Raw genomic sequence first — 23,781 nt, 5'->3', positions numbered from 1 at the left:
GAATCGGATGCCGCGTTAGAGCTGCACGCCCAGCAGCACGCCCGGCCACACGCGCACGGTGGTGCGGCCCCCATCGGAGACGCTGCGCCATTGCGGACCGATACCCAACTCCTCCCACCGGTCGCCATTGTCCCAGGTGACCAGCGTGTTGCCGGTGACACCTCCGATGAGCGCGAACCGCTTCGCCACCTGCCAGCCCGCCACCAGCCGCAGCTGACCGAGCACGTTCAGGCCGTCGCCCTCGCGAAAGAGGTTGTCGGCATGGACGGCGCTGCCCATCACGTCCAGGTCGAAGAACACCGGGCCCGCGGGGATGTGCGCGCCAAAGCCCGCGCCCCCCACGTAGCGGCGGCGGTGCGTGTCGGTGCCCGGGTTGAAGCCCACCGTCAGCAGCGTGTGGAAGTGCCGGCCCCCGAACTTCACCGCCACGTTGGTGTACGCGATGTCGCTGGCCCACAGCTGCACGTTCGCCTGGCCGTTGCCGATGAAGCTCAAGAGGCCCAGGGCCTCGCCCTCGGACTCACGGGCCACGTTGATCAACCCGAGCTGGAGCCCGGCCACCTTCCCCGCGATGTTGACGAGCCCCACCTGCGCGCCGGACACATCCCCGCCCACGTTGAGCAGCGACAACTGCGCGCCGTCCAGTTGGCGCGCGTAGTTGAGGCCCGAGGACGCCTGGAGGCCCGTGAGCGACGAGGCCACGTTGAGCCCCACCGCCGCCTGCATGCCCCTCAGTGACTCGGTCGCGATGTTCGCGCCCACCGTGAACTGGCCGCCGACACCACCCGAGCCCGCGATGTTCGCGCCCACCGAGAACTGCCCACCCGTCAGCGCGCCGCCCACCACGTTGCCGCCCACGGCGAACTGGCCCGCCCGCGCCGCGCCCCGCGCCACGTTGAGGCCGACCGAGGACTGGATGCCATCCATATCGCCCGTAGCGATGTTGGCGCCCACGGCGAACTGTCCGCCCGACGCGGCGCCCCGCGCCACGTTGACCCCGAGCGCGAGCTGCGCGCCGGACAACTCCGCGCCCACCCAGTTCGCCCCCAGCGCCATCGCCAGGCCGTCCACCCGCTTCGCATGCGTCGCGAGCATGCCCAGCGCGAACGTCGTCACCACCCGCTCCGTGGCCGCGCCGGCCGTGCTGAGGTGCGGCATCACCATCAGGACCGCGGGGACGTGGATCTCCTCCGTCTCCGAGCGCTGCTGGGCCACGGCGGTTTCCGTGGCGCGCGCCGGCTCACCGCCCGTCGTGGCCTCCACGAGGGGCGCCGGCGACAACGCGCTGGCCGGAGCCGCGACGGTCCGAGCCACGGATCCATTCGCGTCCGGGGGCGTCGCCGCTTGCGCGGAAGCAGGGCGTGAGTCCAGGACACCCGCCTCTTCCGACGACGCGGGCGCGGCGTGCGGATCCTGCGACGCTCCTGTCTTCACGGGAGCCACGCGAGGATCCGTGGCACCGCCCACCGCCTGCGACGCTTCCGCCTTCACGGGAGCCGCGCGCTGCTCCGAGGCGCCCACCACCTCCGGCGACGCTCCTGCCTTCGCGGGGGCCGCACCCTTCACGGGCGCCGCACGAGGATCCGTGGCGCCACCTACCGCCTGCGACGCTTCCGCCTTCACGGGAGCCGCGCGCTGCTCCGAGGCGCCCACCACCTCCGGCGACGCTCCCGCCTTCACAGGAGCCACTTCGGTCCGCGCCGTGACCGCGGTCCCGGCTGGGGCGGCAGTCACCACGGGCACCTCGGCTCCGGCCGTTCCCGCAGCCACCGCGACCATCACCCCGACACACACCGCGACCTTGCGCTTCATCGCCTGGACCTTCCTGCATGAATGGGATTGGGGGCCGCCAATCGGCGCCTCGCCGTCATGCCGGGGCGTCACCGCCCCTCGCGGCGAAGGGAACACCGGCGCTTCGCGGAACTGTCACCTGCCCGCCTCCCCCCAGGAAGCCCGGCATCCAGCGCCTCCGACCGCTACGCTTGCCCCGTGCGCTCCGCTCCTCCGCCCCATCCCTCACGCCCGGAGGGCCCGTCCCGCCGAGAGGTCCTGGTGGCGGGGCTCGCCCTCTCCGCGCTCGCCCAGACGCCCCCCACCCCCGGTCCCCGCATGCTCACCCGCCCCATCCCCAAGTCCGGCGAAGCGCTCCCCGTCATCGGCCTCGGCACCTGGCAGACCTTCGACGTCAGCGGCGCCGCGAACGAGCGCGCGCCCCTGGCCCAGGTCCTCCAGGCGTTCTTCGCCTCGGGCGCGCGCCTCATCGACTCGTCTCCCATGTACGGCCGCTCCGAAGCCGTCGTGGGCGAGCTCCTGAGGCAGTCCGGCCAGGACAAGACGCCCTTCCTCGCCACCAAGGTCTGGACGCGCGGCAAGGCGGAGGGCGCCGCCCAGATGCAGGCCTCCCTCCAGAAGATGGGCCACGGCCGCATGGACCTGATGCAGGTGCACAACCTGGTCGACGTGGACGTCCACCTCCCCGCGCTGCGCGAGCTGAAGGCCGCGAAGAAGCTCCGCTACATCGGCGTCACCCACTACGCGCGCAGCGCCTTCGACGACCTGGAGCGCCACATCCGGAGCAGCGCCCTGGACTTCGTGCAGCTGCCCTACTCGCTCGCGATGCGCGACGCCGAAGCGCGCCTGCTGCCCGCCGCGAAGGAGCACGGCGTCGCCGTGCTGGTGATGGAGCCCTTCGACCAGGGCAACCTCTTCCGCAAGATGAAGGGCCGCCCCCTGCCGGACTGGGCCGCGGAGTTCGACTGCACCAGCTGGGCCCAGTTCTTCCTCAAGTTCATCCTGGGCCACCCCGCCGTGAACTGCCCCCTCCCCGCCACGTCCGACCCCGCCCACCTGGAGGACAACGTGAAGGCGGGCCTGGGGCGCCTCCCGGACGAGAAGACCCGGGCGAGGATGGTGAAGCTGCTCCAGGCGTGAGCCGTCAGCCCCCCAGGTCGGGCGAGGGCGTGTACCGAAGCTCTCCGCCCGTCTCCAGCACCAGCCCGGTGCCGGGCTCCCCCGCCTCGTCGTCGCGCCCCACCTCCAGCACGCTCTCCTCCGCGTCCCACTGGCCCAGGTAGTACTCCCCGCCCGCGGCCATGCACGCGCGCCCCTCCGACACCACCGTCTCCACCACTTCCTTCTTGTCGCTGGTGAGCCGGTAGAGCGTCCACGTCTTGCCGTCCTCGCGGAAGCCCTTCACCAGGTCGGCCAGCTCCTCGTCGCGAGGGGTGCCACCCGCCGCCTCCTCGCGCTTCCACTGGCGCGGCTCCTTCGCCGGTCGCGTCTCATGCCACGCCCGCGCCAGCTCCAGCAGCTTCTGCTGGGCTGCGTCCTGGAGCGCGTGCATCGCGTCCGGCAGCTCGATCTCCTCCAACGCCAGGAGCGCCGTCTCCAGCTGCAGCGCCTTCAGGCTCCACTCGTTCCACGCGGTCTTCAGCATCCGTGTCACTCCCGGCCGTCACGCCTCGTTCCAGACACGGAGCAAGGGAGCGGACCCGGCACGCCCCCTATCACACGCCTGCCTGCCCTGGCGCCGACCCGTCAGTTCCGACGATGTCCCCTGTCCCCCCGCTGCCTAGCTTCAAGTCCCAAGGAGGCGAGCCCATGACGACGACGAAGAATCCCCAGGACGTGGTGCGGCACCTGGGCAAGCTCATCCACGGCATCCAGGTCGCGATGATGACCACCATGGACACGGACGGCAGCCTGCGCAGCCGCCCCATGTGGACCCATGAACAGGACTTCGACGGCGAGCTGTGGTTCTTCACCAACGACCACACCCACAAAGTGGACGAGTTGGAGAACGACCACCACGTCGGGCTCGCCTACTCAGACCCCGCCCGGAACCGGTATGTGTCCATCAGCGGACGCTGCCAGCTGATCCGCGACAAGGCCAAGGCCAGGGAGCTGTGGAGCCCCACCCTCAAGGCCTGGTTCCCGCAAGGGCTGGATGATCCGAACCTCGCCCTCCTGCGCGTCACCGTCGAGAAGGCCGAGTACTGGGACACACCCAACAGCAAGGCGGTCCAGCTGGTCGGCTTCGTGAAGGCCGTCCTCACCGGAGCGCGCTACCACCCGGGTGACAACCAGAAGCTCGACCGGGGCGACCCCCGCCGCCATTGATCAGCAACCCGGCGTTTCGCTCTTTCTTAAAATGCTGACGTGCGTGTCAGGGTGTGTGCTAAAGCAAGACAGCCTCGGACTTGTGGCACCCCGACCCACCCAGCACCCTTTCGAGGGAGCGCGCCGAGGCGGGCGAGACTTTTGTCCCGCAGTTGCTGTTTCTCTGACAGCGCCGTTCGTCCTGGCTTGTAGCCGGAGCCCGGCCCGGGTCATGCACCCGACCGGCGCCGTGGTACGAGCGCAGACCGCCTGCACATCACGTTGAAGTGACGAACGGTTTAGAGTATCAACCATCCGCTTTCGAGATTTTCCACCTTCCGTCCGGCAGCGTTGCCGGCGCCGGATGGGGCGGACTCGGAGACGCTCATTGGGGCGGAGCGATTTCCCGCCTTTTGAAGGAATCAGGACGATGGAGAACAAGAAGAAGGTCGCGAAGCCCGAGGGCAAGCTGGCGGTGCTCATCCCGGGCCTGGGCGCTGTGTCCACCACGCTGATGGCGGGTGTGGAGCTGGCGCGGCAGGGCAAGGGCGCCCCCATTGGCTCGCTCACGCAGATGGGCACGGCCCGTCTGGGCAAGCGCACCGACGGTCGCACCGTCAAGCTCAACGAGCTGGTTCCGTTGGCCACCCTGGAGGACGTCGTCTTCGGCGCCTGGGACATCATCAGCGAGGACGCCTATCAGGTGGCCCAGCGCTCCGGCGTGCTGAATGACAAGCACCTGGAGCAGGTGAAGCCCTTCCTGCAGGGCATCAAGCCGAAGCAGGGCGTGCATGATCCGGAGTTCGTGCGGCGCATCGCGGCCAACCACATCAAGGCCACGAAGACGCACCGCGAGAGCATCGAGGCCATCCGCCAGGACATCCGCGACTTCAAGAAGGAGCTCAACGCGAAGCGCGCCGTGATGGTGGTGTGCTCCAGCGTGGAGACCTTCCGCCCGCTGCCGGAGGCCTTCCAGTCGCTGGCCAACTTCGAGAAGGCGCTGGACGCCAACAGCCCGGACGTGAACCCGACGGCGCTGTACACCTACGCGGCCATCAAGGAAGGCGTGCCGTTCGCCAACGCGACGCCGAACGCCAGCGTGGACACGCCGGCGCTGCAGGAGCTGGCGAAGCAGGAGGGCATGCCGGTCGCGGGCCGCGACCTCAAGAGCGGCCAGACGATGATGAAGACCGTCATCGCGCCGGCGCTCAAGGCGCGCATGCTGGGCCTGGAGGGGTGGTTCTCCACCAACATCCTGGGCAACCGCGACGGCGAGGTGCTGGATGATCCCCAGGCCTTCAAGGCCAAGGAGGTCACCAAGTCGAGCGTGCTCGACACCATCCTCCAGCCGGACCTGTACCCGGAGCTGTACAACAAGTACTCGCACAAGGTGTCCATCCACTACTACCCGCCCCGCGGCGACGCGAAGGAGGGTTGGGACAACATCGACATCACCGGGTGGCTGGGCTACCCGATGCAGATCAAGGTCAACTTCCTCTGCCGCGACTCCATCCTGGCGGCGCCGCTGGTCCTGGACATCGCGCTGTTCCTGGACCTGGCGAAGCGGCTGGAGTGGCGGGGCATCCAGGAGTGGATGTCCTTCTACTTCAAGAGCCCCATGGCCCACCCGGGCCTGCCGGTGGAGCACGACCTGTTCATCCAGCTGACCAAGCTGAAGAACACGCTGCGCGTCGTCGCGGGCGAAGAGCCCATCACCCACCTGGGGCTGGACTACTACGGGGATGACCTCCCGCTCGCCCGCTAAGAACCCCTCCGCGTTCAAGTGGCTCGTCACCGTCATGGCGACGGGCCACCTCGCGCTGGTGGTCGCCACTGGCCGGGTCCGGTGGGAGCACATCGCGGCGGACCTGCTGCTGGTGGTGCTGGCGTGGGCCGGCCCCGGCCCGCGGCGGTTCCTCCGCGGTGCGTTCCCGCTGTGGCTCACCGGGATGATCCTCGACAGCCAGTCGCTGTGGCTGGGGGTGCGCGGCGCCATCCACACCGGCGACCTGTGGAACCTGGAGAAGGCCCTGTTCCCCGCCCCGGGCGGCATGAACTGGCCGGAGTGGTGGTCGCTCCACCCCCACACCGCGCTGGACCTGCTGTGTGGCTTCGCCTACGCGGCCTACATCTACGAGGTCTTCCTCGTCGTCCTCTGGTTCTTCTTCATCAAGGACCCGCGCTTCGAGAAGCTCTGCTGGGCGTTCTTCCTGGTGAACGCCATGGGCGTGGTCATCTACGTCCTCTATCCGGCGGCCCCGCCCTGGTACGTGCTGAAGTACGGGCCGGGAGTGGCGGACCTGGCGGCGCTCCCCAGCCCCGCGGGCACCGCGCGCTTCGACGCCTTCTTCGGCATCCACTACTTCGCCAACTTCTACGGCCGCAACCCCAACGTCTTCGGGGCCATGCCGTCGCTGCACGCGGCCTATCCGCTGATGATGGTGCTGGTCCTCTGGCACAAGGGGCCCGCCTGGCGGGTGGGCACCAGCTTGTTCGCGCTGCTCGTCGCCTTTTCCGCTGTGTACCTCACGCACCACTACGTGCTCGACGTGCTCGCGGGTGTCACCGCGGCCGTGGTGGCGTTCGTCGCGGTGAGGGCCGTATTCGCTCGACGGGACCAGGAAGCGCCGGGAGTGGCGTCCGTGTCCCTGCCGTCTGGAGGAAACACCCGTGCATGACAACGTCCTGGCCTGGCTGAGTGGAGACCTGTCCCCCTCGGCGCGCATCTGGACCGCGCTGGCGCCCGCGCTCTTCGCGGTCGCCTACTTCCTGGTGGGGCTGGTGCTCTTTTGCATCCGCTGCGCCATCAAGGGCATCCCGCGGGACGCGGAGACGCTGACGCGCGGCAAGTCGGTGCTGGTGGGCTTCTTCCTGCGCCACTACTTCTTCTGGGTCATCCAGCCGCTGTGGCGGGTGCTGCTGCGCTCGGGGCTGCCGGCCAACGCGCTGTCCATGCTGTCCGGCCTGCTCGGGGTGTCCTCGGGCGTGGCGGTGGCGGCGGGCCGCTTCGCGCTGGGCGGCTGGCTGTTCCTGCTGGCGGGCGTGCTGGACGTGATGGACGGCCGGGTGGCGCGCACCCGCAAGGAGGCCAACCCCGCGGGCGCGGCGCTGGACTCCGTGCTGGACCGCTACGTGGACTCCGCGATGTTGATGGGCCTGGCCTGGTACTACCGGGACACCTGGGTGCTGCTGCCCGCGCTGGGGGCGCTGCTGGGCTCCTCGCTGGTGCCGTACGTGCGCGCCAAGGGAGAGGGCCTGGGCGTGAGCGTGCGCGACGGCGCGATGCAGCGGCTGGAGCGGGTGCTGTTCCTGGGCGTGGGCACGGCGCTGTCGCCCATCCTGGAGGCGCTGTTCTGGCCGGAGCAGAAGCACCCCATGCACTGGCTGGCGGTGGCGGGGCTCGTGTTCGTGGCCATCCTGAGCAACGTCACGGCGGTGTCGCGCTTCCGCACGCTGGTGGCGGCGCTGACGCCGAAGAAGCCGTCGCAGCCGCGCTCGGGCATGGCGCTGTTCGGCTTCAACGCGGCGGCGGGCGCCATCGCCACCACGGTGGACTTCGTGGCGGTGCTGGGCATGGTGGAGTGGGCGAGGCTGTCGCCGGTGCTGGCCACGGTGGTGGGCTGCGTGCTGGGCGGCGTGGTGAACTACTCCATCAACCGGCTCATCACCTTCCGGAGCCACGGCGCCGTGGCGCCGCAGCTGGCGCGCTACACCCTGGTGAGCGCGACGAGCGCGCTGCTCAACGCGGGCGGCGTGGCGCTGCTCACGCTGCACCCGCAGCTGGCGTACACGCTGGGCTGGTGGGTGGTGCGCGGCGTCGTGTACTTCGCGTGGAACCTGCCCCTGCAGCGCGACTACGTGTTCAACGACGGCTCGTCGGAAGCGCTCATGGAGCAGCGGCCCCATGCGGCGTGAAGCGCGTGCCCGCTGCTTGGGGGCCCTCCTCCTGGGGGCCCTGCTGACGCTGCCGGGGGTAGCGGCGGGCGGCGTGCTGGGGTTGTCGTTCGACGCCAGCGACCGGTACGGGGAGAGCTTCACGTTCGTCGCGGACGCGGACGACGGCACCTACGTGACGGTGACCCTGTCGGTGACGAACATCGGCCCGGGGTCGCGCACGGGCATCTGCCGCGCCACGGTGCTGCGGCCGGGCAAGCCCACCTGGGCGCCCCAGTCGCGCATGGGCGCGAAGGACTGGAGCTACGCGCCGGCCACCGACACCCTCACCCTGGGCGCATGCACGGCCCGGGCGACGGACGAGGGCCTGTCGGTGGAGGTGCTGCTGGACAACGGCCGGGTGAAGCTGGAGTACGCGCGCAAGCCCTCGCCGTGGTCGCCAGAGGGCTCCGTGGTGGAGCAGGGCAAGGACCGCTACCGACACGAGGTGCTGCTGGGCGCGAGCCCCGTGAAGGTGACGCTCCAGGTGCCCAAGACGGAGGCGGTGACGCTGACGGGCGGCGGGTACGTGGACCACTCGCGCAGCACGGTGGCGCCCGCGAAGGTCGCCCGGCGCTGGGTGCGCTTCCGGGCGCTCAAGGGCCCGCAGAACGCGGTGGTGCTGGGGCGCGAGGGGCAGGACGGCGGCTATGCCCCCGTCTACGTCTGGGAGGACAAGGGGCCCGCGCTGCTGCTGGAGTCCTTCACGCTCACGCGGACCGGAGAGAAGGAGAAGAGCACCTGGCGGGCGGAGCTCACCGACCGCGACGGCAAGCCGGCGCTCACGCTCCGCGGCACCACGCTCCTGCAGCGCAGCGCGCCGGTGGAGTCGCTGGGCATGCTGGGCGGGCTGGTGCGGCCGGTGGTGGGCTCACCGGTGACGTACCTGCTGCGAGGCGTGATGGAGCGTCCAGGCAAGGCGCCGGTGGACGGGTTGATGGAAGTGACGCTGGAAGGCGAGTAGCAGGAGGCGAAGGGTCCCCGTGAGCGAGTCGCTGCTTCGGTCCGTGCATCATGTCCCCGGCGTCCGGGGGTTCGTGCGCAAGCAGGTGTTGCGGGTGGTGGCGCGCGGGGTGGAGTGGACCACCAAGCTCCCCGGCAAGCGCGCCCTCAACGTGTCCCAGGTGAATGGCTGGCTGCACGTGGGCGGCAGCGTGCCCCGCGCGCGCTACGGCGAGCTGAAGGCCCAGGGCATCACCTGCGTCATCGACCTGCGCGCGGAGCGCCGCGACGACCGCGAGGCCCTGGCGGCGCTGGGCATCGAGCTGCTGAGCCTGCCGGTGACGGACCGCTATCCGCCGTCCGTGGAGCAGCTGTCGCGGGGCGTGCGGTGGGCGCTGCCCCGGCTGGACGCGGGCGGCGTGCTGTACGCGCACTGCGAGCACGGCGTGGGCCGGGGGCCGCTGATGGGGCTCGCGGTGATGGTGGCGCGCGGCTGGGACGCGCCGGAGGCGTACCGGGCGGTGCGCCACGCGCGCTGGCAGGCGACGCTGAACGACCGGCAGCTGCGGGGACTGGCGGACTTCGTGGCCGCCTGGACGGGCGTGCCCGAGCAGGCGGCCTGAAGCCCCACCCGGCCCCTACGCCTTGGGCTGCCTCCGCTCCATCTCCAGGCGGATGCGCTCCTCCTGCGCGCGCAGCTCGGGGGTGAACTCCTTTCCGAAGTCGGCCATCTCGTAGAAGGGACGGATCTCCAGTTCGCCCTCCTCGCCGGGCATCGGATGCGGGCAGCGGCGCGCCCACTCGACGGCCTCGTCCATGGACCGGACCTGCCACACCCAGAAGCCCGCGATGAGCTCCTTCGTCTCCGCGAACGGCCCGTCGACGACGGTGCGCTGGTCCCCCGAGAACCGGATGCGCTTGCCCTTCGCGCTCGGCTGCAGGCCGTCCCCCTCGAGCATGATGCCCGCCTTGACCAGCTCCTCGTTGAAGCGGCCCATGTCGGTGAGCAGCTTCTCGCTCGGCATGACGCCCGCTTCGCTCGTCTTCGTGGCCTTCACGATCACCATGACCTTCATGTCGGGTCCTTTCGCTCGGGCGCCGTCGGCGCCAGTGGAGGGCTTCATCGAGGCGACGACCGACCCCTGACGGGATCGACACGGCCCCCAGAAAAAAATAAGGCCCCGGCTTCCACCGGGGCCCAGCCCTTCACACCCCTGTCCGCCTCACGCCTCCGGAGCGGGGTGCGGCGCCTCGCCGTCCTCCGTCGCGGGCGGCGGCGTGGCGCCGTGCTTGTTGCGCCAGCGGTCCACCAGCAGCAGCAGCGACGGGAAGCCCACCAGCACGATGACCATGTTCACCGCGAAGCCCAGGTTCGCCAGGTCGCCAATGGAGTTCAGGCCCGGGTGCTTGGCGAACACCAGCGCCAGGAAGCCGATGGCGCTGGTGAGCAGGCCGCCCGAGATGGCGCGCCCCGTCTCCGCGTAGACCGTGACGAAGTCCGCTCCGGGCTCTCCCAACCGCTCGACCAGGTGCACGCCCGCGTCCACGGTGGTGCCCACCAGCACCGGCAGCACCACGATGTTCAGGTAGTTGAACTGCAACCCCATGATGGCCATCAGGCCCACCAGCGCCGCGACGGACAAGAGCGTGGGCAGCATGCAGATGACCGCGTTGCGCAGGCTGCCCAGCGTCAGCCACATCGCCAGGAACACGCTGATGACCGCGGCGGCCAGGATGCGCGGCCCCTCCGACGACACCATGTCCAGGATGTCCGCCAGGATGAGCGCCTCACCGGCCGCGGACACCTGGCTGCCGTCCGGCATCTGGAGGTTGCGCACCTCCTTCGTGAAGCGCCGCGTGCCCAGGCCGTCCGACAGGCTCACGTTCGCGTAGACCAGCACCACGCCGCCCTTCTGGCCCGCCGCCGGCTCGAACTGGCGGCGCAGCCCCACCGGCAGGTCCTCCCGCGTGAAGGGACTGGCCGCGGTCATCCTCACCGCGCGCACCAGGTTGTCCCGCTGGTCCTTGCCCACCCGCTCCGGGTCGATGCGCGCCAGCTTCTGGTGGATGGACTGGAGCAGCGCGTGCTTCTCCTCCTGCTGCCGGGGCACCAGGTCCTCCAGCGCGCCCACGAAGTCGATGGTGGAGTCCTTGCCGTACTGCTGCTTGCGCGCCAGGAGCTGGTTCACCACCTCGCGCTCCATCCCCTCCGTGTCCGTCAACACCACCACCGGCGTCGCCGAATAGCCCAGGATGTGGTCGATGCGCCGGTCCAGCCGCACGCTCGGCAGCGACACGTCATCCAGCTTCGTGGAGTCGTAGTTGAACGTCACGCGGTACGCTTGGCTGATGAGCCCCACCAGCGCCACGCCAATGCCCACCGCCACCGCGCGGTAGCGGCGGGGCAGGAAGCGCGCCAGCAGCGCCATGGGCCCGTTCTGCCCCTGGTGCTCGCGCGGCACCCAGCCCCAGCGCGACACCAGCCCCAGGAGCGCCGGCAGGATGAGCAGGTACGACGCCACGCTCACCATCATGCCCACCGCCGCGATGACGCCGAACTCGTGGAACGCCCTGAACTCCGACCACGACAGGCTCAGGAACGTGAGCGCCGCCACCAGCGCGGAGATGAGCGCGGAGAAGCCCGTGTGCCGGAACGTCTCCCGCACCGCCTCCTCCGAGGTCATCCCCTCCGAGCGCAGCGTGCCCCAGCGCCCCAATAGATGGATGCCGTGCTCCACGCCCAGGCCGCCGAGCACCGCGGCCAGGAAGCCCGTGAGCAGGTTCACCTGCCCGTACGCGATGCCCACGAAGCCGTAGGTCCACGCCAGGCCGGCGAACACCGGCGCCATGGTCAGGCCCACCGACAGCGCGCTGCGGAAGTGGAAGATGAGGTAGGCCAGCAGCAGCACGGCGGCCAGCGTGGACGCCTGCGCCAGGTCGCCGGTGATGACGTCCTGCTGGTCGATCTTCTTCTTGAACGTGCCGGTGATGGCGGTGTGGAAGCCGGGGCCGTACTTCGACAGGTCCTGCTTCGCCAGGTAGTCCTCCACCTGCGAAATCACCTTCTTGGAGTAGCCCAGGTCCGCGGACGACCCCTTCGCCTTGAGCAGCATCACCACCATGCGCTCCTGCGGATCCAGGTAGTAGAGGCCGCCCTGGCCCGCGAGCCGCATGTTCGCGCCGCCGGTGTACTTCTTCTCGATGTCGCTGAAGTCCAACGACGGCGGGGGCGACTCCTCCAGCCGCACGAAGAGCGGGTTGGCCTGCTCCTTCTCCCACGCGAACCGCGCGTCGATGCGGTCCTGGATGGTCTTCAGGTCCGGCAGGTCCACGTAGTAGAGGCCGTGCTCCTCGAAGAACTGGCTGGGCCGCTGGGCGTTGACGAAGCGGATCTCCGACAGCGACGCCAGCTTCGGCGACATGTCATCCACGAACTGCTTGAGCTGCTCCGGCTCCGCGCCGATGCCCGCCACCACCACGTTGCCCATGCCGCCGAAGCGCGTGCGCAGCTTCTCCAGGTCCTGCACGGACTGGAACGACTTGGGCAACAGGTTCGCCAGGTCCGCGTTGAGCCGCAGGTCGCGCGCGAAGAACGTTCCCAGGCCCGTGAGGACCAGCGTCACGAACAACGCCACCCAGGGCCGCTGGTGGCTTCGGGCCGCCAGGGAGCCCATCGCCGCCTCGAACCGTCCGGACCACCGCATCTCGCTCATGGATGTGACTTCCTGCTGAAAGCCCGCCTGACCTGGCGAGGCAACCTTGAGCCCGGTCGAACCGGGCCGCCCACGCGTATATGCCCCGAGCCTCCGTGCGTCCAGGCATCGGCCCAGGGCCTCCGCCGGCTGCATGCCCGGCCCGGGAATGGGACAAATGCCCATGTATGTCGCCCCGGCGTGCGGCACGCCAGGGGATCCACCTGTCGCAAGGGCTTGAGGCATTTTGCCCCAGCGCGGGAGGCACCGGACGGGCGGCCAGGCCGTGCTCTCGCGCCGTCGTGCAGGAGGACTGCGGGATGGCCAGCTTTTGCTTCGACACGGGCCCTGCCGGGAAGCAGGCGCCTTTTGGAGGGGATGCCGCTGCGTGACCCACAGGCCGGTCGGTTCCGGAACCCGGGGCAGCAGCGCCCACGGTGATGGCCTCGGACCCTTCTTCGCCAGCGGAACGCACGTGGATGCACCGGGTGGAGCACGCGATGGGTACGCTCGCGGCGCACAACCACCGCCGTCCTGTCATCGCCCTGCTGTGCGCGCTGTTGCTCTCCGGTGTGGGGCTGCTGCTCGCGCGCAACCTGTCCCTCAACGCCAACCTGGTGGACCTGCTGCCGGAGTCGTTCGAGAGCGTGCAGGCGCTCCACACCCTGGAGCAGCGCTTCGGGGCGCTGGGGTGGGTGGTGGTGGTGGGCGAGGACGGCGACCCGGAGCAGCTCCAGCGGTTCGCGGATGACCTGGCGCCCCAACTGGAGGCCATTCCGGGCATCCGCTACGTGGAGGTCACCCGGCCCAGCAGCTTCTTCCGGAGCCATGCGCTCTACTTCCTGTCGCCAGAAGACTTGAAGGAGGTGCGGCGCCGCATCGACGCGCGCCTCACCTGGGAGAAGCAGCAGGCCAACCCGCTCTTCGTGTCGCTGGAGGACGAACCGGCGCCATCGCTGGACTTCAGCGACATCGAGAAGAAGTACGGCGGCGGCGCGGCGACGCGCATCTCCACCAACCCCAGCGACTACTACCTGGACCCCGAGGCACGGCGCGTGGTGGTGCTGGCCAAGCCCGACACGACGTCCGCGGACCTCACCTACTCCCGGAAGCTCATCGACCAGGTGGAGGGGGTGCTGAAGCAGCAGGACCTGTCGAAGTACGGGCCGCACTTCCACACCGCCATCACCGGCACCTTCCAGAAGAAGATCGATCAACAGGCGCAGATCACCCGCGACGTGGCGGTGGCCTCGGCGGTGGCCACGGCGCTGGTGTTGCTCTACCTGTTCCTGCACTTCCGCAGCGCGCTCGCGGTGGGGATGGTGCTGGCGCCGGTGGGCGCGGGCCTGGCGTGGACCTACGGCTTCGTGGGCGTGGCGTACGGGCGGGTGAACCTGCTCACCGCGTTCCTGGGCGCCATCCTGGGCGGCCTGGGCGTGGAGCACGGCATGCACCTGCTGGGGCGCTACCTCAACCTGCGCGGAGAGGGGGTGTCCTCCGAGGAGGCGACCCGCGAATCCTTCACGCACACGGGCGGCGCGGCGCTGGTGTCCGCGCTGGTGGCGGCGCTCACCTTCTTCGTGCTGGGCACGTCCCGCCTCCGAGCGTTCCGCGAGTTCGGCGTCATCGCGGGCGTGGGCATGCTGGTGCTCATCGCGGCCTATGTGCTGGTGCTGCCGGCGGCGCTGGGGCTGGTGTCCCGTCACGGCTGGAAGCCGCGCCCCTCCTCCACGGAGACGGCGGAGGCCCCGCTGGGCCGCGTCATCCTGCGCCGCCGCGCGGTGCTCACGGGGGTGTCCGTGATCATCGTGGCGGGGCTGCTCACGCAGCTGCCGCGCGTGCGCTTCGACTACAACGTCTCCTCGCTGGAGGACGAGAGCCTGGGCTCGTTCGTCCTGGACCGCGACGTCAACCGGCTCATCGGCTATTCGCAGACCCCCGTGGTGGTGCTCACCGACTCGCGCGAGGAAGAGGCGGCGGTGGTGAAGGAGCTGATGGCGCGCAAGCAGCAACTGGGCGCGGACTCCAAGGTGGACTTCGTCGCGTCGCTCCAGAGCCTCGTGCCGGCGCGGCAGCAGGAGAAGCAGGCGCTCCTGAAGGACATCGGGACGTTGTTGACGAACGTCCCGGAGAGCCAGCTGGACGTGGAGCAGCGCGAGCAGCTGGTGGAGCTGCGCCGGCAGGTGGAGGCGACGCCGTACACCGCCGCGGACCTGCCCCCCAGCGTGCGCCAGCAGTTCGAGGGCCGGGGAGGACCGGGCACCGGCTTCGTGCTGGTGTACCCGTCCGCGAACCAGTCCGACGGACAGGCCATGCGTCAACTGGCGGACGAAGTGCGCGGGGTGAAGCTGCCGGATGGCCGGCCCGCGGTGGTGGCCGGTGAGGCGCTGGTGCTCGCGGACATCCTGGACCTGGTGTCGCACGAGGCGCCGCTCATCCTGGTGGGTACGACGCTCGCGGTGCTGGTGGCGATGTGGCTGACGTTGGGCGGCCTGCGCACCGCGCTGGTGTGCCTGATGCCCACGGCGGTGTCGCTGTTCGCGCTGCTGGGGCTGATGCCGCTCATGCGGATGGAGTTCAACTACCTCAACATCCTGGTCATCCCGGTGCTCATCGGGACGACGGTGGACGCGGGGGTGCACCTGGTGACGCGGCTGGCGTCGCCGGGCAGCGACTTCGTGCAGGTGTACTCGGAGACGGGCAAGGCCATCTGCGGCGGCCTGCTCACGAGCGCGGTGGGCTTCGGCGCGCTGTTCCTCGCGGACCACCCGGGGCTCAACTCCATTGGCGCCCTGGCGAACGTGGGCTTCGGCATGAACCTGCTCATCATGTTGGTGACCTTCCCCGCGCTGCTGCTGCTGCTCTCGCTGCGCAAGCGGCGCCGCCGTGCGGTACCGCCCAAGGCCCTGGGTGAGCACCTCTTGGATGAAGGCCAGGGTCCTCACCGGCCCACGCCCACCCACTAGGCCGAGGCGCAGTCCGCCCGGCCGCACACCGGCAAGGAGCGGGACATGTCTCAGCGATGGATCTGGATGAGCCTGGCGGCGAGCGCGCTCGCCCTGGGCACCGCGAGCGCGCAGGTGGACCCCGACTCGGCGGGCGCCATCACCACCGGCCAGCCGAACCCCGGGGCCCCCGCGGGCTCCGTGCCCTCGACCACGGACACCGCGACGGGCGTCCCCGCCACCGTGCCCATCGGGAACACGGCGTCCGGCGCCAACACGGACACGGGCGGCATCGGCGCGGGCGCGGTGCTCCCGCAGCCGTACACCGCGCCGCCGTCCATCACCGGCAGCGCGTCCGACACCGTGACCGGCGCGGGCGCGGTGTTGCCCCCCAGCACGGGCAGCACGGTGCCGGGCTCCACCGGCTCCGTGGCCACCACGGGCGCGGTGCTGCCGCCGTCGTCGACCACGCAGACGGGCACCCCCACCACGGGGACGATGGGTGGCCCCCAGACCGGCACGAGCACCCTCGGGTCTCCCATCAACAACAGCAACCCTGTGACAGGTGTCACGGGCTCCATGTCCAGCACGGGCGCGGTGCTTCCTCCGGCCACCGGCACCACGGCCCCGGGAGCGGCGGGCACCACGCTGTCGCCGGACAACAACACGTCCAGCAACTCCGTGACGCCGCTCAACGGCGGCAACGTGACCAGGCCTCCCGTGGGCCCTTGAGTCCCTGAAGGGCCGCCCCCTGTCCGCCCGCCCTCGGGGCCAGGGGGCATGCCCCGGGATGGACATCCGCGGCCGTGCAACCCCGTCATCCCGTCCGCCCGCGACGTCCCCCGAGCAGGCAGGCGGAAGAGCCGTCCCTGCACACACCGCGGGGCCTGCTCACTTTCGGTCCAGCAGACAGTCAGGGCCTCTCAAGCGCTCAGACTCCTATCCGGGGGAATCACATGAAGAAGTTCCTGAAGACCCAATTGACGGTGACGGCGGTGCTCGCGGGCGCGCTGGCGCTCGGCGCGGGCTGCAAGTCGGATCAATCCGCGACGCGCGGCAATGACTCCACCATGGGTACGGACTCCACGGGCACCGGGACGGACACCACCGGGACCGGCACGACCGCGACCCCGCCGCCCAGCAACAGCGGCGGCTCCGGCTACGACACGGGCAACACGTCGCCGGACTCGCAGACGCCACCTTCGGACATGGACACCGGCGGCTCCGGCATGCCGGATGATCCGAACCTGCCCCCCAGCGACAGCGCGGCGCCGGGCACCCGCGAGGCCGAGCCGGGCGTGCACGACGGCGAGATGACCGAGCCGGGCACGGGTGGCTCCGGCACGTCCCCGGATGACAGCGCCATGCCCGAGGACGGCAGCCTGCCCAACGACTCCACCCTGGATCCGAACAACTCCGGGACGAAGGGCGGCGACATGAACACGCCGGTGCCGGACTCCACGGGCACCCTCGCGCCCAACAACGGCACCTCACGCTAGGCCCTGCCTGCCTCCGCCGTGGGCTCCACGGCGGCTGCGGGGACGTGAGCGCCCGCGACCTCCACAGGTCGCGGGCGCTTCGCTTCGCGGCGGAAGGCACGAGGCCCCGCCAACACCTGGGAACCCATGGCGTCAGCGGGGCCCTGGAGACAGCGACGGCAGGGAGGCTCAAGTCACCTTGACGCCTGGAGACCAGGGCTGGCCCACCGGCTCGATGATCAACGGGTCCCCGTTGTCACCCGGTCCATTGCCGGGCCCCCCGCCCGGGTCGAAGGTGGACGGCACGTGATGTTCGCGCGCATCGCCCTCTGTCCCGGCTTCGCGCGCGGGCGCGGGAGGCAGCCCCTCCAAGGGAATGTGCAGCACATCCTTCTTCTTGCTCATGACGAACGCCTCCTTTCGCCCTACAGGGTGGGGTGGCTCCGGGGTTTCCGCATGCCTTCAGGGAGGAAGGCGGCAGCCATGACGCTCGCTGGCATCCCCCGCGGCCGTCCCGCGCCAGACCGGGTGCCTCCCCGCCTGGATGCCCCCCGCCTCGTCACAGGCCAGGAAGAGCGCGCTCCAGGATGACAGGGAGCAGCTGGGGGCTTATCCAAAGGGGTCCAGGCTGCGCACACCCCAACCGAGAGCGTCCAACGCATGAAGCTGTTGCTGGCAGGCCGACGAGGAGCAAGCGAACCGGTGTTGGCTCCCCCGGAGGCGCCCCTGCCCTGGCTGCGAGGCGTGGAGGCCTGGTTCCAGGAGGTCGCGGAGCCGGTGCTGGAGGGCAGCCGCATCGAGGACGGCCCCCAGGACTCGCCGGTGCTGCGCCTGCGCCTGCACCCGGCGGCGGGCGAGGTGTCCCTGCTGGCGGCGAGTCAGGAACGCATCGTCGTGTCCGCGGACACCAGCGCCGCGGGCCCTGGCTACCACCGCTATCTGGTGGACCTGCTCAAGGCGCTGGGCGACCTCCACGACATCAGCTGGGCTCCGCCCGACGAGGACGTGGGCGTGGGAGACGCGACGGGCTACTTCCACGCGGGCGACGCCAGCGCGGTGGAGCCGCGGTTCCTCGGGTGGCTCCAGCAGTCAGTGGGTCAGGTGCTGCGCATGCGCAGCCTGGGCAACTCCGGCTTCGCGCTGTCCATGCGCTTCGGTCACACCTTCCAGCACCCCGGCGCGCTGCTCACGCCCCTGGGTGCCCGCGACGAGCGCTGGCTGCGCACCGTGTTCGAGGATCCGCGCCAGGGCACGGACGTGTTCCCCTGGTGGAACCCCGGCGTGGACGCGCGCGAGCGCTTCACGCGCGCGCTGTGCCGGCTGTGGACGGACATCGTCTGGCGTCCGCCGCTCCTGGAGGAGGAGCGCCAGCGCCTGCGCGACGTGGCCCGGCTGCTGGAGCAGGCGTGGCGCGAGGACCCCACGCTCCCCTACCCGTGGCGCGAGTGGCAGGAGGTGCTCGGCTACCTGGGCCAGGGAGGGACGGTGGCCGAAGAGGTCCACCGCCGCGCCCTGGAGTCGCCCGGCGTCGGGCCCTCCATCGGCTACCGGCGGGGCTCCGTGCAGGTGGCGCTCCCCGAGGGCTGGGAGATTCGCATCCCTGGCTCACTCGCCGAGACGCGCCTGGGAGACGGCAGCTGGGTGGCGCGGGACCACCGGCGCACCGTGCGCGTGCTGCCCCTGGAGGACTCCGTGGAGGAGCCGCTGGCGCCCACCAGCCCCGAGCGCCGCGCCCTGGAGCTGGAGCACCACGGCGCCCGCGTCAGTGGCCGGGCCTCCCTCCAGATGGGTCCCGGTGAATGCAGGCTGACCGCCCTGTGCCGCTCGGGCAAGCGCCGCGCCTTGTGCGTCGTCAGCTTCGACGACCCGGACGAGCAGGACTGGGCCCTGGGCACCTGGCGCTCGCTGGACCACGCCGTCGCCGCCTGATGTCCGGTTTGTTTCACCTCCTGGGGCGGCGCGAAGCGCTCCCGGGTGGACACTAGGCATGTCCGGGCGTCTTGCCGCACCACGGGGTCGCACCCACATTCCGCCGGCAGTGTCCCCACGGAATCGAGCGATACGCATGAGCGGCAAGCGGGAGATCTGGCCGGGCAAGCCCTGGCCGCGTGGCGCGACCTTCGATGGGTCGGGCACCAACTTCGCGGTCTACTCGCAGGCGGCGACGCGGGTGGAGGTCTGCCTGTTCGACAAGGCGGACCCGGCGAAGGAGATCGAACGTTTCGACCTGCCGGTGAGCACGGAGTTCGTCTGGCACGGCTACGTGCCGGACCTGGAGCCCGGGATGCTGTACGGCCTGCGCGTGCATGGCCCGTACGAGCCGGAGAAGGGGCACCGCTGCAACCCGCACAAGCTGCTGGTCGACCCCTACGCCAAGGCGCTGTACGGCGAGGTGGACTGGAAGCAGCCGGTGTTCGGCTACCCGCTGGAGCATCCGAAGAAGGACCTGATGCGCGACGAGCGCGACAGCGCCGCCGGCATGCCCAAGGGCGTGGTGGTGAGCGACTTCTTCGACTGGGGCAATGACCGGCGCCTGGACATCCCCTGGCGCAAGACGGTCATCTACGAGGCGCACGTGCGCGGGCTCACCATGCGCCACCCGGGCGTGCCGGAGCACCAGCGCGGGACGTACGCGGGCCTGGGCTCACCGGCCATCATCGAACACCTGCAGAAGCTGGGCGTCACGGCGGTGGAGCTGCTGCCGGTGCATGAGTTCGCGGACGACTCGTTCCTCAACGACAAGGGCCTGTCGAACTTCTGGGGCTACAGCACGCTCAACTACTTCAGCCCGGTGCAGCGCTACGCCAGCCGCAAGACGCCGGGCGGCGCGGTGGCGGAGTTCAAGTCGATGGTGAAGTCGCTGCACGCGGCGGGCATCGAGGTGATCCTCGACGTCGTCTACAACCACACGTGCGAGGGCAACCACCTGGGGCCCACGCTGTCGTTCAAGGGCATCGACAACGCGTCGTACTACTGGACGATGCCGGAGGCGCGGCACTACCTGGACTTCACGGGGTGCGGCAACAGCCTCAACGCCTCCAACCCGCAGACGGCGCGCTTCATCGTGGACTCGCTGCGCTACTGGGTGGAGGAGATGCACGTGGACGGGTTCCGCTTCGACCTGGCCACGGTGCTGGGCCGGACCGGCAAGGGCGGCTACGACCCGAACGCGCCCATCTTCCAGATCATCAACCAGGACCCGGTGCTGGGCCGCGTGAAGCTCATCGCGGAGCCATGGGACGTGGGGCTGGGGGGCTATCAGGTAGGCGGCTTCCCGTCGCCGTGGCACGAGTGGAACGGCAAGTACCGGGACGCGCTGCGCAGGTACTGGAAGGGCGACGAGAATCAAGCGTCGGAGGTGGGCTACCGGCTCACGGGCAGCGCGGACCTGTTCGCGGCGGCGCGCAGGCGCCCGCAGGCGTCCATCAACTTCGTCACCGCGCACGACGGCTTCACGCTGCACGACCTGGTCACGTACAGCAGCAAGCACAACGAGGCCAACGGCGAGCACAACCGCGACGGCGCGGATGACAACCAGGCGTGGAACTGCGGCGTGGAGGGAGAGACGCAGGACACCGCCATCATCGCCCTGCGCGAGCGACAGAAGCGCAACCTGCTGGCGTCGCTGTTCATGTCCAATGGCGTGCCGATGATCGTCGCGGGCGACGAGATGGGCCGCACGCAGCACGGCAACAACAACGCCTACTGCCAGGACAACGAGCTGTCGTGGGTGGACTGGGACCTGGACACGACGCGACAGGACCTCCTGGAGTTCACGCGCAAGCTCATCCACTTCCGCCACCGGCAGCCGGTGTTGCAGCGCCGCCGCTTCTTCCGGGGCGAGCACCTGTGGGAGTCCGAGCACAAGGACCTGTCGTGGTACCGCCCGGACGGCACGGAGATGGGGCCGGACGACTGGCAGAAGCCCTTCGTGCGTTCGCTGGCGTTCCTCCTGGGGGGCGACGCCATCCCCACGCCGGACGAGCGAGGCCAGCGCGTCAGCGGCGACTCGCTCTTGGTGCTGCTCAACGCGCACCACGACACGGTGGCCTTCACGGTGCCGCCGCCGGGCGAGGGCGGTGCGTGGCGACTGGAGCTGTACACGGCGGATGACCGGCGCGGCGACGAGGAGATGCGGCCCGGGAAGTTCGAGATGGCCGGGCGTTCGCTGGCGGTGTTCCGCAAGGCCGGGAGCGCGAACACGCCGTGATAGCGTGATGGCGCGGACGGTTCACGAGAGGCGTGGCATGGCGGACGAAGGGGACGGCGGTGGATCCGGGACACGGTCCAGTGGATCCGCCGTCGCGCGGGTGTACGGGGAGATCGCCGCCGCCTACGAAGTGCTCTACCCGTCCTTGCACCGCTACGGGGACCGCGTGGAGCGCTTCCTCGCGGACACCGTGAAGCCGGGCATGCGCGTGCTGGACGTGGGCTGTGGCCCGGGTCCGCACACGCGCGGGCTGGACGCGTCCGTGGACGTGGTGGGCCTGGACCTGGCGCCGGAGATGCTGGAGCTGGCGCGGCGCGCGCGGCCCTCCGGCACGTGGCGTGTGCACGGCTACCTGGATCCGGTGCCCGAGGAGCTGGGCCTCTTCGACGTGGCGCTGGCCATTGGCTGCCTGGACTTCTGTGACGACCTGCCGCGCGTACTGGGGCATCTGTCGCGGGCGCTGAAGCCGGGCGGACGGATGTTGTTCACGGTGCTGGAGCGCCGCCAGGGGCTGGAGGGGCACGAGGAGGCCACGCGCACGGTGGGCACCGCGGACACGGAGGTGACGCTGCACCTGTGGTCCGCGGCGGAGACGGCGCGCGCGCTGGATGCGGCCGGGCTGCGCACGGACCTCTACCTGCATGCGCCTGGATGGGAGCTGCTCGCGGAGGAGCGCACCATGTGGTTCGGCTGGTGGTACGTGACGCGGGGCTGAGGCGCGCTGTCAGGATTGTTCGCGCGTTCCGTCTGCTGGCCCCGTCGGCAGCTTCAGGGGGCGCACGGGGTTGTCCCGAGGCGTCCGGTTCCACGCGAGGGCGCTCTGCGCCGGTGCATGGGCTCGGACGTTCCTCACGGCCATCACGCCCATGTGTTCCTACCTCCATCGAAGGCCGTACCGGTCGCGCGCCACCGCGAGGCGCGCAACGGATGCCCACTCCGGGCGCACACGAACTAGCTCAACGGTAGAGCACGAGATTCTCCATCTCGGTGTCGAAGGTTCGAATCCTTCGTTCGCCGGGACCCCGTCGTTCCGCTGGTGTCAACGCGAGTCCACCGCGTCCTCCTTCCCCTCGCCGCATCCTGGCCGGTCGCCAGGGCCTCTGGAGGCTTCCGTGCTGCTCGCGGAACGCCCTGGTCGCCGTCCGTGACCGGCATCCGGTGCGAACGCTCGGGTCGCGGGGCACGGCCCGGACGGTCTGTTCGCGGGAAACGCCCGTGGGCGGCGGGGTCCCTTTTTCCAGCCTCCGGTTCTTCTCAACTTTTCGCGGGTCCCTCCCCTGATGCGGGGAGGTCACAGAGGTGACGTGTCATGGGTATCGGTCGGGTCGAAGTGGCGCAGAACGAGCGGTTGTTCGTGGTCGTGAACGGGCGGGCGGAGCAGTACCTGGGGCCGGGACGGCACTGGGTGGTGCGACCGTTCCAGCACGTGCGCTACGAGCGCGTGTCGTTGGAGCCCGCGCTGACCCGGCTGGACGAAGCGAAGCTGGCGCTGGTGCCAGAGAAGGACCTCCAGGTGGTGGAGCTGGGCGCGGACGAGCGAGCCATCCTCTTCCACCACGGCCAGCCGCTGCGGTGGCTGGGCCGGGGTCAGCATCAGGTGTGGACGGCGCAGCGGCTGCCCGGTCGTACCGGTCGGCCCGAGACGCCGACCGTGCAGGTGGAGCGCGTGGACGTGTCCGGAGTGGCGACGAAGCCGCCCCGCGACGAGGTGCGCGCGCTCCTTCCGGCCAGTGACTACGTGGAGACCACCGCGACGGAGGGCACCGTGGCGCTGCGCTTCGTCGACGGCGTGCTGGATGCCGTGCTGCCGCCGGGCCGTCATGCGGCGTGGACCGTCGCGCACAAGGTGCAGTTCGCGGTCATCGACCTGCGCGAGAAGCTGCTCCACGTCACCGGCCAGGAGGTGATGACGAAGGACCGCGTGACGCTGCGGCTCAACCTGTCCGCCGCGTACCGGGTCGTGGACGCGCGCCGGCTCGCGGTGGTGGCGCGCGCGCCGGATGAAATCCTCTACCTGGCGATGCAGCTGGCGGCGCGAGAGGCCGTGTCCACGCGCACGCTGGATGAGCTGCTGGCGGCGCGAGAGGCCGTGTCGGAGGAGCTGTTCGGGCAGGTGAAGGCGGGAGCGGAGAAGGTGGGCCTGGAGCTGCTGCGCTTCGGCATCAAGGACGTGGTGCTGCCCAAGGAGATGAAGGACCTGCTCAACCGGGTCATCCAGGCGCAGAAGGAAGCGGAGGCCAACGTCATCCTGCGGCGCGAGGAGACGGCGGCGACGCGCTCCATGGCACAGACGGCGAAGGTGCTGGCGGAGAACCCGCTGCTCGTGCGGCTCAAGGAGCTGGAGGCGTACAAGGACCTCGCCGCGAAGGTGGGTCAGGTCCACCTGGTGCTGGGCGAGGGCGCGGTGCCCACGCTCCAGCTCAAGTCCAGCTGAGCACGGCCGTGTGGCCGCACAGCCACACGCACCGTGTCCCGAGCGCCTG

The 23,781-nt window shown here is 70.4% G+C and carries 19 protein-coding genes and 1 tRNA gene; 15 read left to right on the top strand and 5 right to left on the bottom strand.

Annotated elements, in window-relative coordinates:
• Positions 1 to 15 precede the first annotated feature (15 nt).
• On the bottom strand, positions 16 to 1,812 hold the full coding sequence (locus GTY96_RS15395) for an LA_2272 family surface repeat-containing protein (protein WP_201756098.1): 1,797 nt from the start codon (positions 1,810 to 1,812) through the stop codon (positions 16 to 18).
• A gap of 240 nt (positions 1,813 to 2,052) precedes the next feature.
• Here GTY96_RS15395 and GTY96_RS15390 point away from each other — a divergent pair, with 240 nt between their 5' ends.
• Positions 2,053 to 2,931 carry an aldo/keto reductase gene (locus tag GTY96_RS15390; protein ID WP_328700890.1) on the top strand — a complete coding sequence of 293 codons (879 nt, stop codon included), beginning with the start codon at positions 2,053 to 2,055 and terminating at the stop codon, positions 2,929 to 2,931.
• A 4-nt stretch (positions 2,932 to 2,935) separates the two neighbouring features.
• Here GTY96_RS15390 and GTY96_RS15385 read toward each other — a convergent pair whose 3' ends face one another.
• Positions 2,936 to 3,436 carry a P-loop NTPase family protein gene (locus tag GTY96_RS15385; RefSeq protein ID WP_143903786.1) on the bottom strand — a complete coding sequence of 167 codons (501 nt, stop codon included), beginning with the start codon at positions 3,434 to 3,436 and terminating at the stop codon, positions 2,936 to 2,938.
• A gap of 164 nt (positions 3,437 to 3,600) precedes the next feature.
• Between GTY96_RS15385 and GTY96_RS15380 the strand changes: the two genes are divergently transcribed.
• The 6 genes from GTY96_RS15380 (at position 3,601) to GTY96_RS15355 (ending at position 9,596) form a co-directional block, all read left to right on the top strand.
• Positions 3,601 to 4,119, top strand: coding sequence for a pyridoxamine 5'-phosphate oxidase family protein (locus tag GTY96_RS15380; protein ID WP_143903784.1), 519 nt, complete (start codon positions 3,601 to 3,603; stop codon positions 4,117 to 4,119).
• Positions 4,120 to 4,528: 409 nt separating this feature from the next.
• Entirely contained in the window at positions 4,529 to 5,863 is a 1,335-nt protein-coding gene (locus GTY96_RS15375; RefSeq protein ID WP_143903782.1) for an inositol-3-phosphate synthase, read from the top strand.
• Entirely contained in the window at positions 5,841 to 6,776 is a 936-nt protein-coding gene (locus GTY96_RS15370) for a phosphatase PAP2 family protein (RefSeq protein ID WP_143903780.1), read from the top strand. The genes GTY96_RS15375 and GTY96_RS15370 overlap by 23 nt, the downstream gene beginning before the upstream one ends.
• On the top strand, positions 6,769 to 8,013 hold the full coding sequence (locus GTY96_RS15365) for a GtrA family protein (protein WP_161665127.1): 1,245 nt from the start codon (positions 6,769 to 6,771) through the stop codon (positions 8,011 to 8,013). Before GTY96_RS15370 ends, GTY96_RS15365 begins: the two co-directional genes overlap by 8 nt.
• Positions 8,003 to 8,995 (top strand): hypothetical protein, encoded by a 993-nt coding sequence (locus tag GTY96_RS15360; protein ID WP_161665126.1) that lies wholly within the window; start codon positions 8,003 to 8,005, stop codon positions 8,993 to 8,995. Before GTY96_RS15365 ends, GTY96_RS15360 begins: the two co-directional genes overlap by 11 nt.
• Positions 8,996 to 9,014: 19 nt before the next feature.
• The gene (locus GTY96_RS15355) at positions 9,015 to 9,596 is read left to right on the top strand and encodes a protein-tyrosine phosphatase family protein (protein ID WP_161665125.1); all 582 of its coding nucleotides are present in this window, start codon (positions 9,015 to 9,017) and stop codon (positions 9,594 to 9,596) included.
• A gap of 15 nt (positions 9,597 to 9,611) precedes the next feature.
• Here GTY96_RS15355 and GTY96_RS15350 read toward each other — a convergent pair whose 3' ends face one another.
• Positions 9,612 to 10,049, bottom strand: a complete 438-nt coding sequence (locus GTY96_RS15350) for a YciI family protein (RefSeq protein WP_161665124.1) — start codon at positions 10,047 to 10,049, stop codon at positions 9,612 to 9,614.
• A gap of 147 nt (positions 10,050 to 10,196) precedes the next feature.
• Positions 10,197 to 12,686, bottom strand: a complete 2,490-nt coding sequence (locus tag GTY96_RS15345; protein WP_161665123.1) for an efflux RND transporter permease subunit — start codon at positions 12,684 to 12,686, stop codon at positions 10,197 to 10,199.
• 479 nt (positions 12,687 to 13,165) lie between these two features.
• Between GTY96_RS15345 and GTY96_RS15340 the strand changes: the two genes are divergently transcribed.
• The 3 genes from GTY96_RS15340 (at position 13,166) to GTY96_RS15330 (ending at position 17,109) form a co-directional block, all read left to right on the top strand.
• Positions 13,166 to 15,631, top strand: coding sequence for an efflux RND transporter permease subunit (locus GTY96_RS15340; protein WP_186001978.1), 2,466 nt, complete (start codon positions 13,166 to 13,168; stop codon positions 15,629 to 15,631).
• A gap of 45 nt (positions 15,632 to 15,676) precedes the next feature.
• A complete protein-coding gene (locus tag GTY96_RS15335) occupies positions 15,677 to 16,342 on the top strand; it encodes a hypothetical protein (protein WP_143903769.1) in 666 nt (221 codons plus the stop codon).
• A 224-nt stretch (positions 16,343 to 16,566) separates the two neighbouring features.
• Entirely contained in the window at positions 16,567 to 17,109 is a 543-nt protein-coding gene (locus GTY96_RS15330) for a hypothetical protein (RefSeq protein ID WP_186001977.1), read from the top strand.
• Between the two features lie 168 nt (positions 17,110 to 17,277).
• Here GTY96_RS15330 and GTY96_RS15325 read toward each other — a convergent pair whose 3' ends face one another.
• The gene (locus tag GTY96_RS15325; protein WP_143903768.1) at positions 17,278 to 17,493 is read right to left on the bottom strand and encodes a hypothetical protein; all 216 of its coding nucleotides are present in this window, start codon (positions 17,491 to 17,493) and stop codon (positions 17,278 to 17,280) included.
• Positions 17,494 to 17,748: 255 nt separating this feature from the next.
• Between GTY96_RS15325 and GTY96_RS15320 the strand changes: the two genes are divergently transcribed.
• The 5 genes from GTY96_RS15320 to GTY96_RS15300 all read left to right on the top strand — a co-directional run bounded on the left by GTY96_RS15320 (position 17,749) and on the right by GTY96_RS15300 (position 23,732).
• Complete coding sequence (locus GTY96_RS15320) at positions 17,749 to 19,017, top strand: hypothetical protein (protein WP_161665122.1); 1,269 nt, start codon at positions 17,749 to 17,751, stop codon at positions 19,015 to 19,017.
• Between the two features lie 136 nt (positions 19,018 to 19,153).
• Positions 19,154 to 21,298, top strand: a complete 2,145-nt coding sequence (glgX, locus tag GTY96_RS15315; protein ID WP_161665121.1) for a glycogen debranching protein GlgX — start codon at positions 19,154 to 19,156, stop codon at positions 21,296 to 21,298.
• A 37-nt stretch (positions 21,299 to 21,335) separates the two neighbouring features.
• Entirely contained in the window at positions 21,336 to 22,013 is a 678-nt protein-coding gene (locus GTY96_RS15310; RefSeq protein WP_161665120.1) for a class I SAM-dependent methyltransferase, read from the top strand.
• A gap of 232 nt (positions 22,014 to 22,245) precedes the next feature.
• Positions 22,246 to 22,315: transfer RNA gene (locus tag GTY96_RS15305), tRNA-Glu, on the top strand.
• A gap of 292 nt (positions 22,316 to 22,607) precedes the next feature.
• A complete protein-coding gene (locus GTY96_RS15300; protein WP_143903760.1) occupies positions 22,608 to 23,732 on the top strand; it encodes a slipin family protein in 1,125 nt (374 codons plus the stop codon).
• Positions 23,733 to 23,781 lie beyond the last annotated feature (49 nt).

Origin of the sequence: Corallococcus silvisoli (assembly GCF_009909145.1) — a bacterium.
GTDB lineage: Bacteria > Myxococcota > Myxococcia > Myxococcales > Myxococcaceae > Corallococcus > Corallococcus silvisoli.
Note: the sequence above shows the minus strand (reverse complement) of the source record. Positions and strands in the feature narration are given on the sequence as shown.

What these genes read in the sequence shown, in the direction of transcription:
- GTY96_RS15395 (WP_201756098.1), bottom strand. Translation starts at nt 1,812, where the DNA reads ATGAAGCGCAAGGTCGCGGTGTGTGTCGGGGTGATGGTCGCGGTGGCT.
- GTY96_RS15385 (WP_143903786.1), bottom strand. Translation starts at nt 3,436, where the DNA reads ATGCTGAAGACCGCGTGGAACGAGTGGAGCCTGAAGGCGCTGCAGCTG.
- GTY96_RS15380 (WP_143903784.1), top strand. Translation starts at nt 3,601, where the DNA reads ATGACGACGACGAAGAATCCCCAGGACGTGGTGCGGCACCTGGGCAAG.
- GTY96_RS15375 (WP_143903782.1), top strand. Translation starts at nt 4,529, where the DNA reads ATGGAGAACAAGAAGAAGGTCGCGAAGCCCGAGGGCAAGCTGGCGGTG.
- GTY96_RS15370 (WP_143903780.1), top strand. Translation starts at nt 5,841, where the DNA reads ATGACCTCCCGCTCGCCCGCTAAGAACCCCTCCGCGTTCAAGTGGCTC.
- GTY96_RS15360 (WP_161665126.1), top strand. Translation starts at nt 8,003, where the DNA reads ATGCGGCGTGAAGCGCGTGCCCGCTGCTTGGGGGCCCTCCTCCTGGGG.
- GTY96_RS15350 (WP_161665124.1), bottom strand. Translation starts at nt 10,049, where the DNA reads ATGAAGGTCATGGTGATCGTGAAGGCCACGAAGACGAGCGAAGCGGGC.
- GTY96_RS15345 (WP_161665123.1), bottom strand. Translation starts at nt 12,686, where the DNA reads ATGAGCGAGATGCGGTGGTCCGGACGGTTCGAGGCGGCGATGGGCTCC.
- GTY96_RS15340 (WP_186001978.1), top strand. Translation starts at nt 13,166, where the DNA reads ATGGGTACGCTCGCGGCGCACAACCACCGCCGTCCTGTCATCGCCCTG.
- GTY96_RS15335 (WP_143903769.1), top strand. Translation starts at nt 15,677, where the DNA reads ATGTCTCAGCGATGGATCTGGATGAGCCTGGCGGCGAGCGCGCTCGCC.
- GTY96_RS15330 (WP_186001977.1), top strand. Translation starts at nt 16,567, where the DNA reads ATGAAGAAGTTCCTGAAGACCCAATTGACGGTGACGGCGGTGCTCGCG.
- GTY96_RS15325 (WP_143903768.1), bottom strand. Translation starts at nt 17,493, where the DNA reads ATGAGCAAGAAGAAGGATGTGCTGCACATTCCCTTGGAGGGGCTGCCT.
- GTY96_RS15320 (WP_161665122.1), top strand. Translation starts at nt 17,749, where the DNA reads ATGAAGCTGTTGCTGGCAGGCCGACGAGGAGCAAGCGAACCGGTGTTG.
- glgX (WP_161665121.1), top strand. Translation starts at nt 19,154, where the DNA reads ATGAGCGGCAAGCGGGAGATCTGGCCGGGCAAGCCCTGGCCGCGTGGC.
- GTY96_RS15310 (WP_161665120.1), top strand. Translation starts at nt 21,336, where the DNA reads ATGGCGGACGAAGGGGACGGCGGTGGATCCGGGACACGGTCCAGTGGA.
- GTY96_RS15300 (WP_143903760.1), top strand. Translation starts at nt 22,608, where the DNA reads ATGGGTATCGGTCGGGTCGAAGTGGCGCAGAACGAGCGGTTGTTCGTG.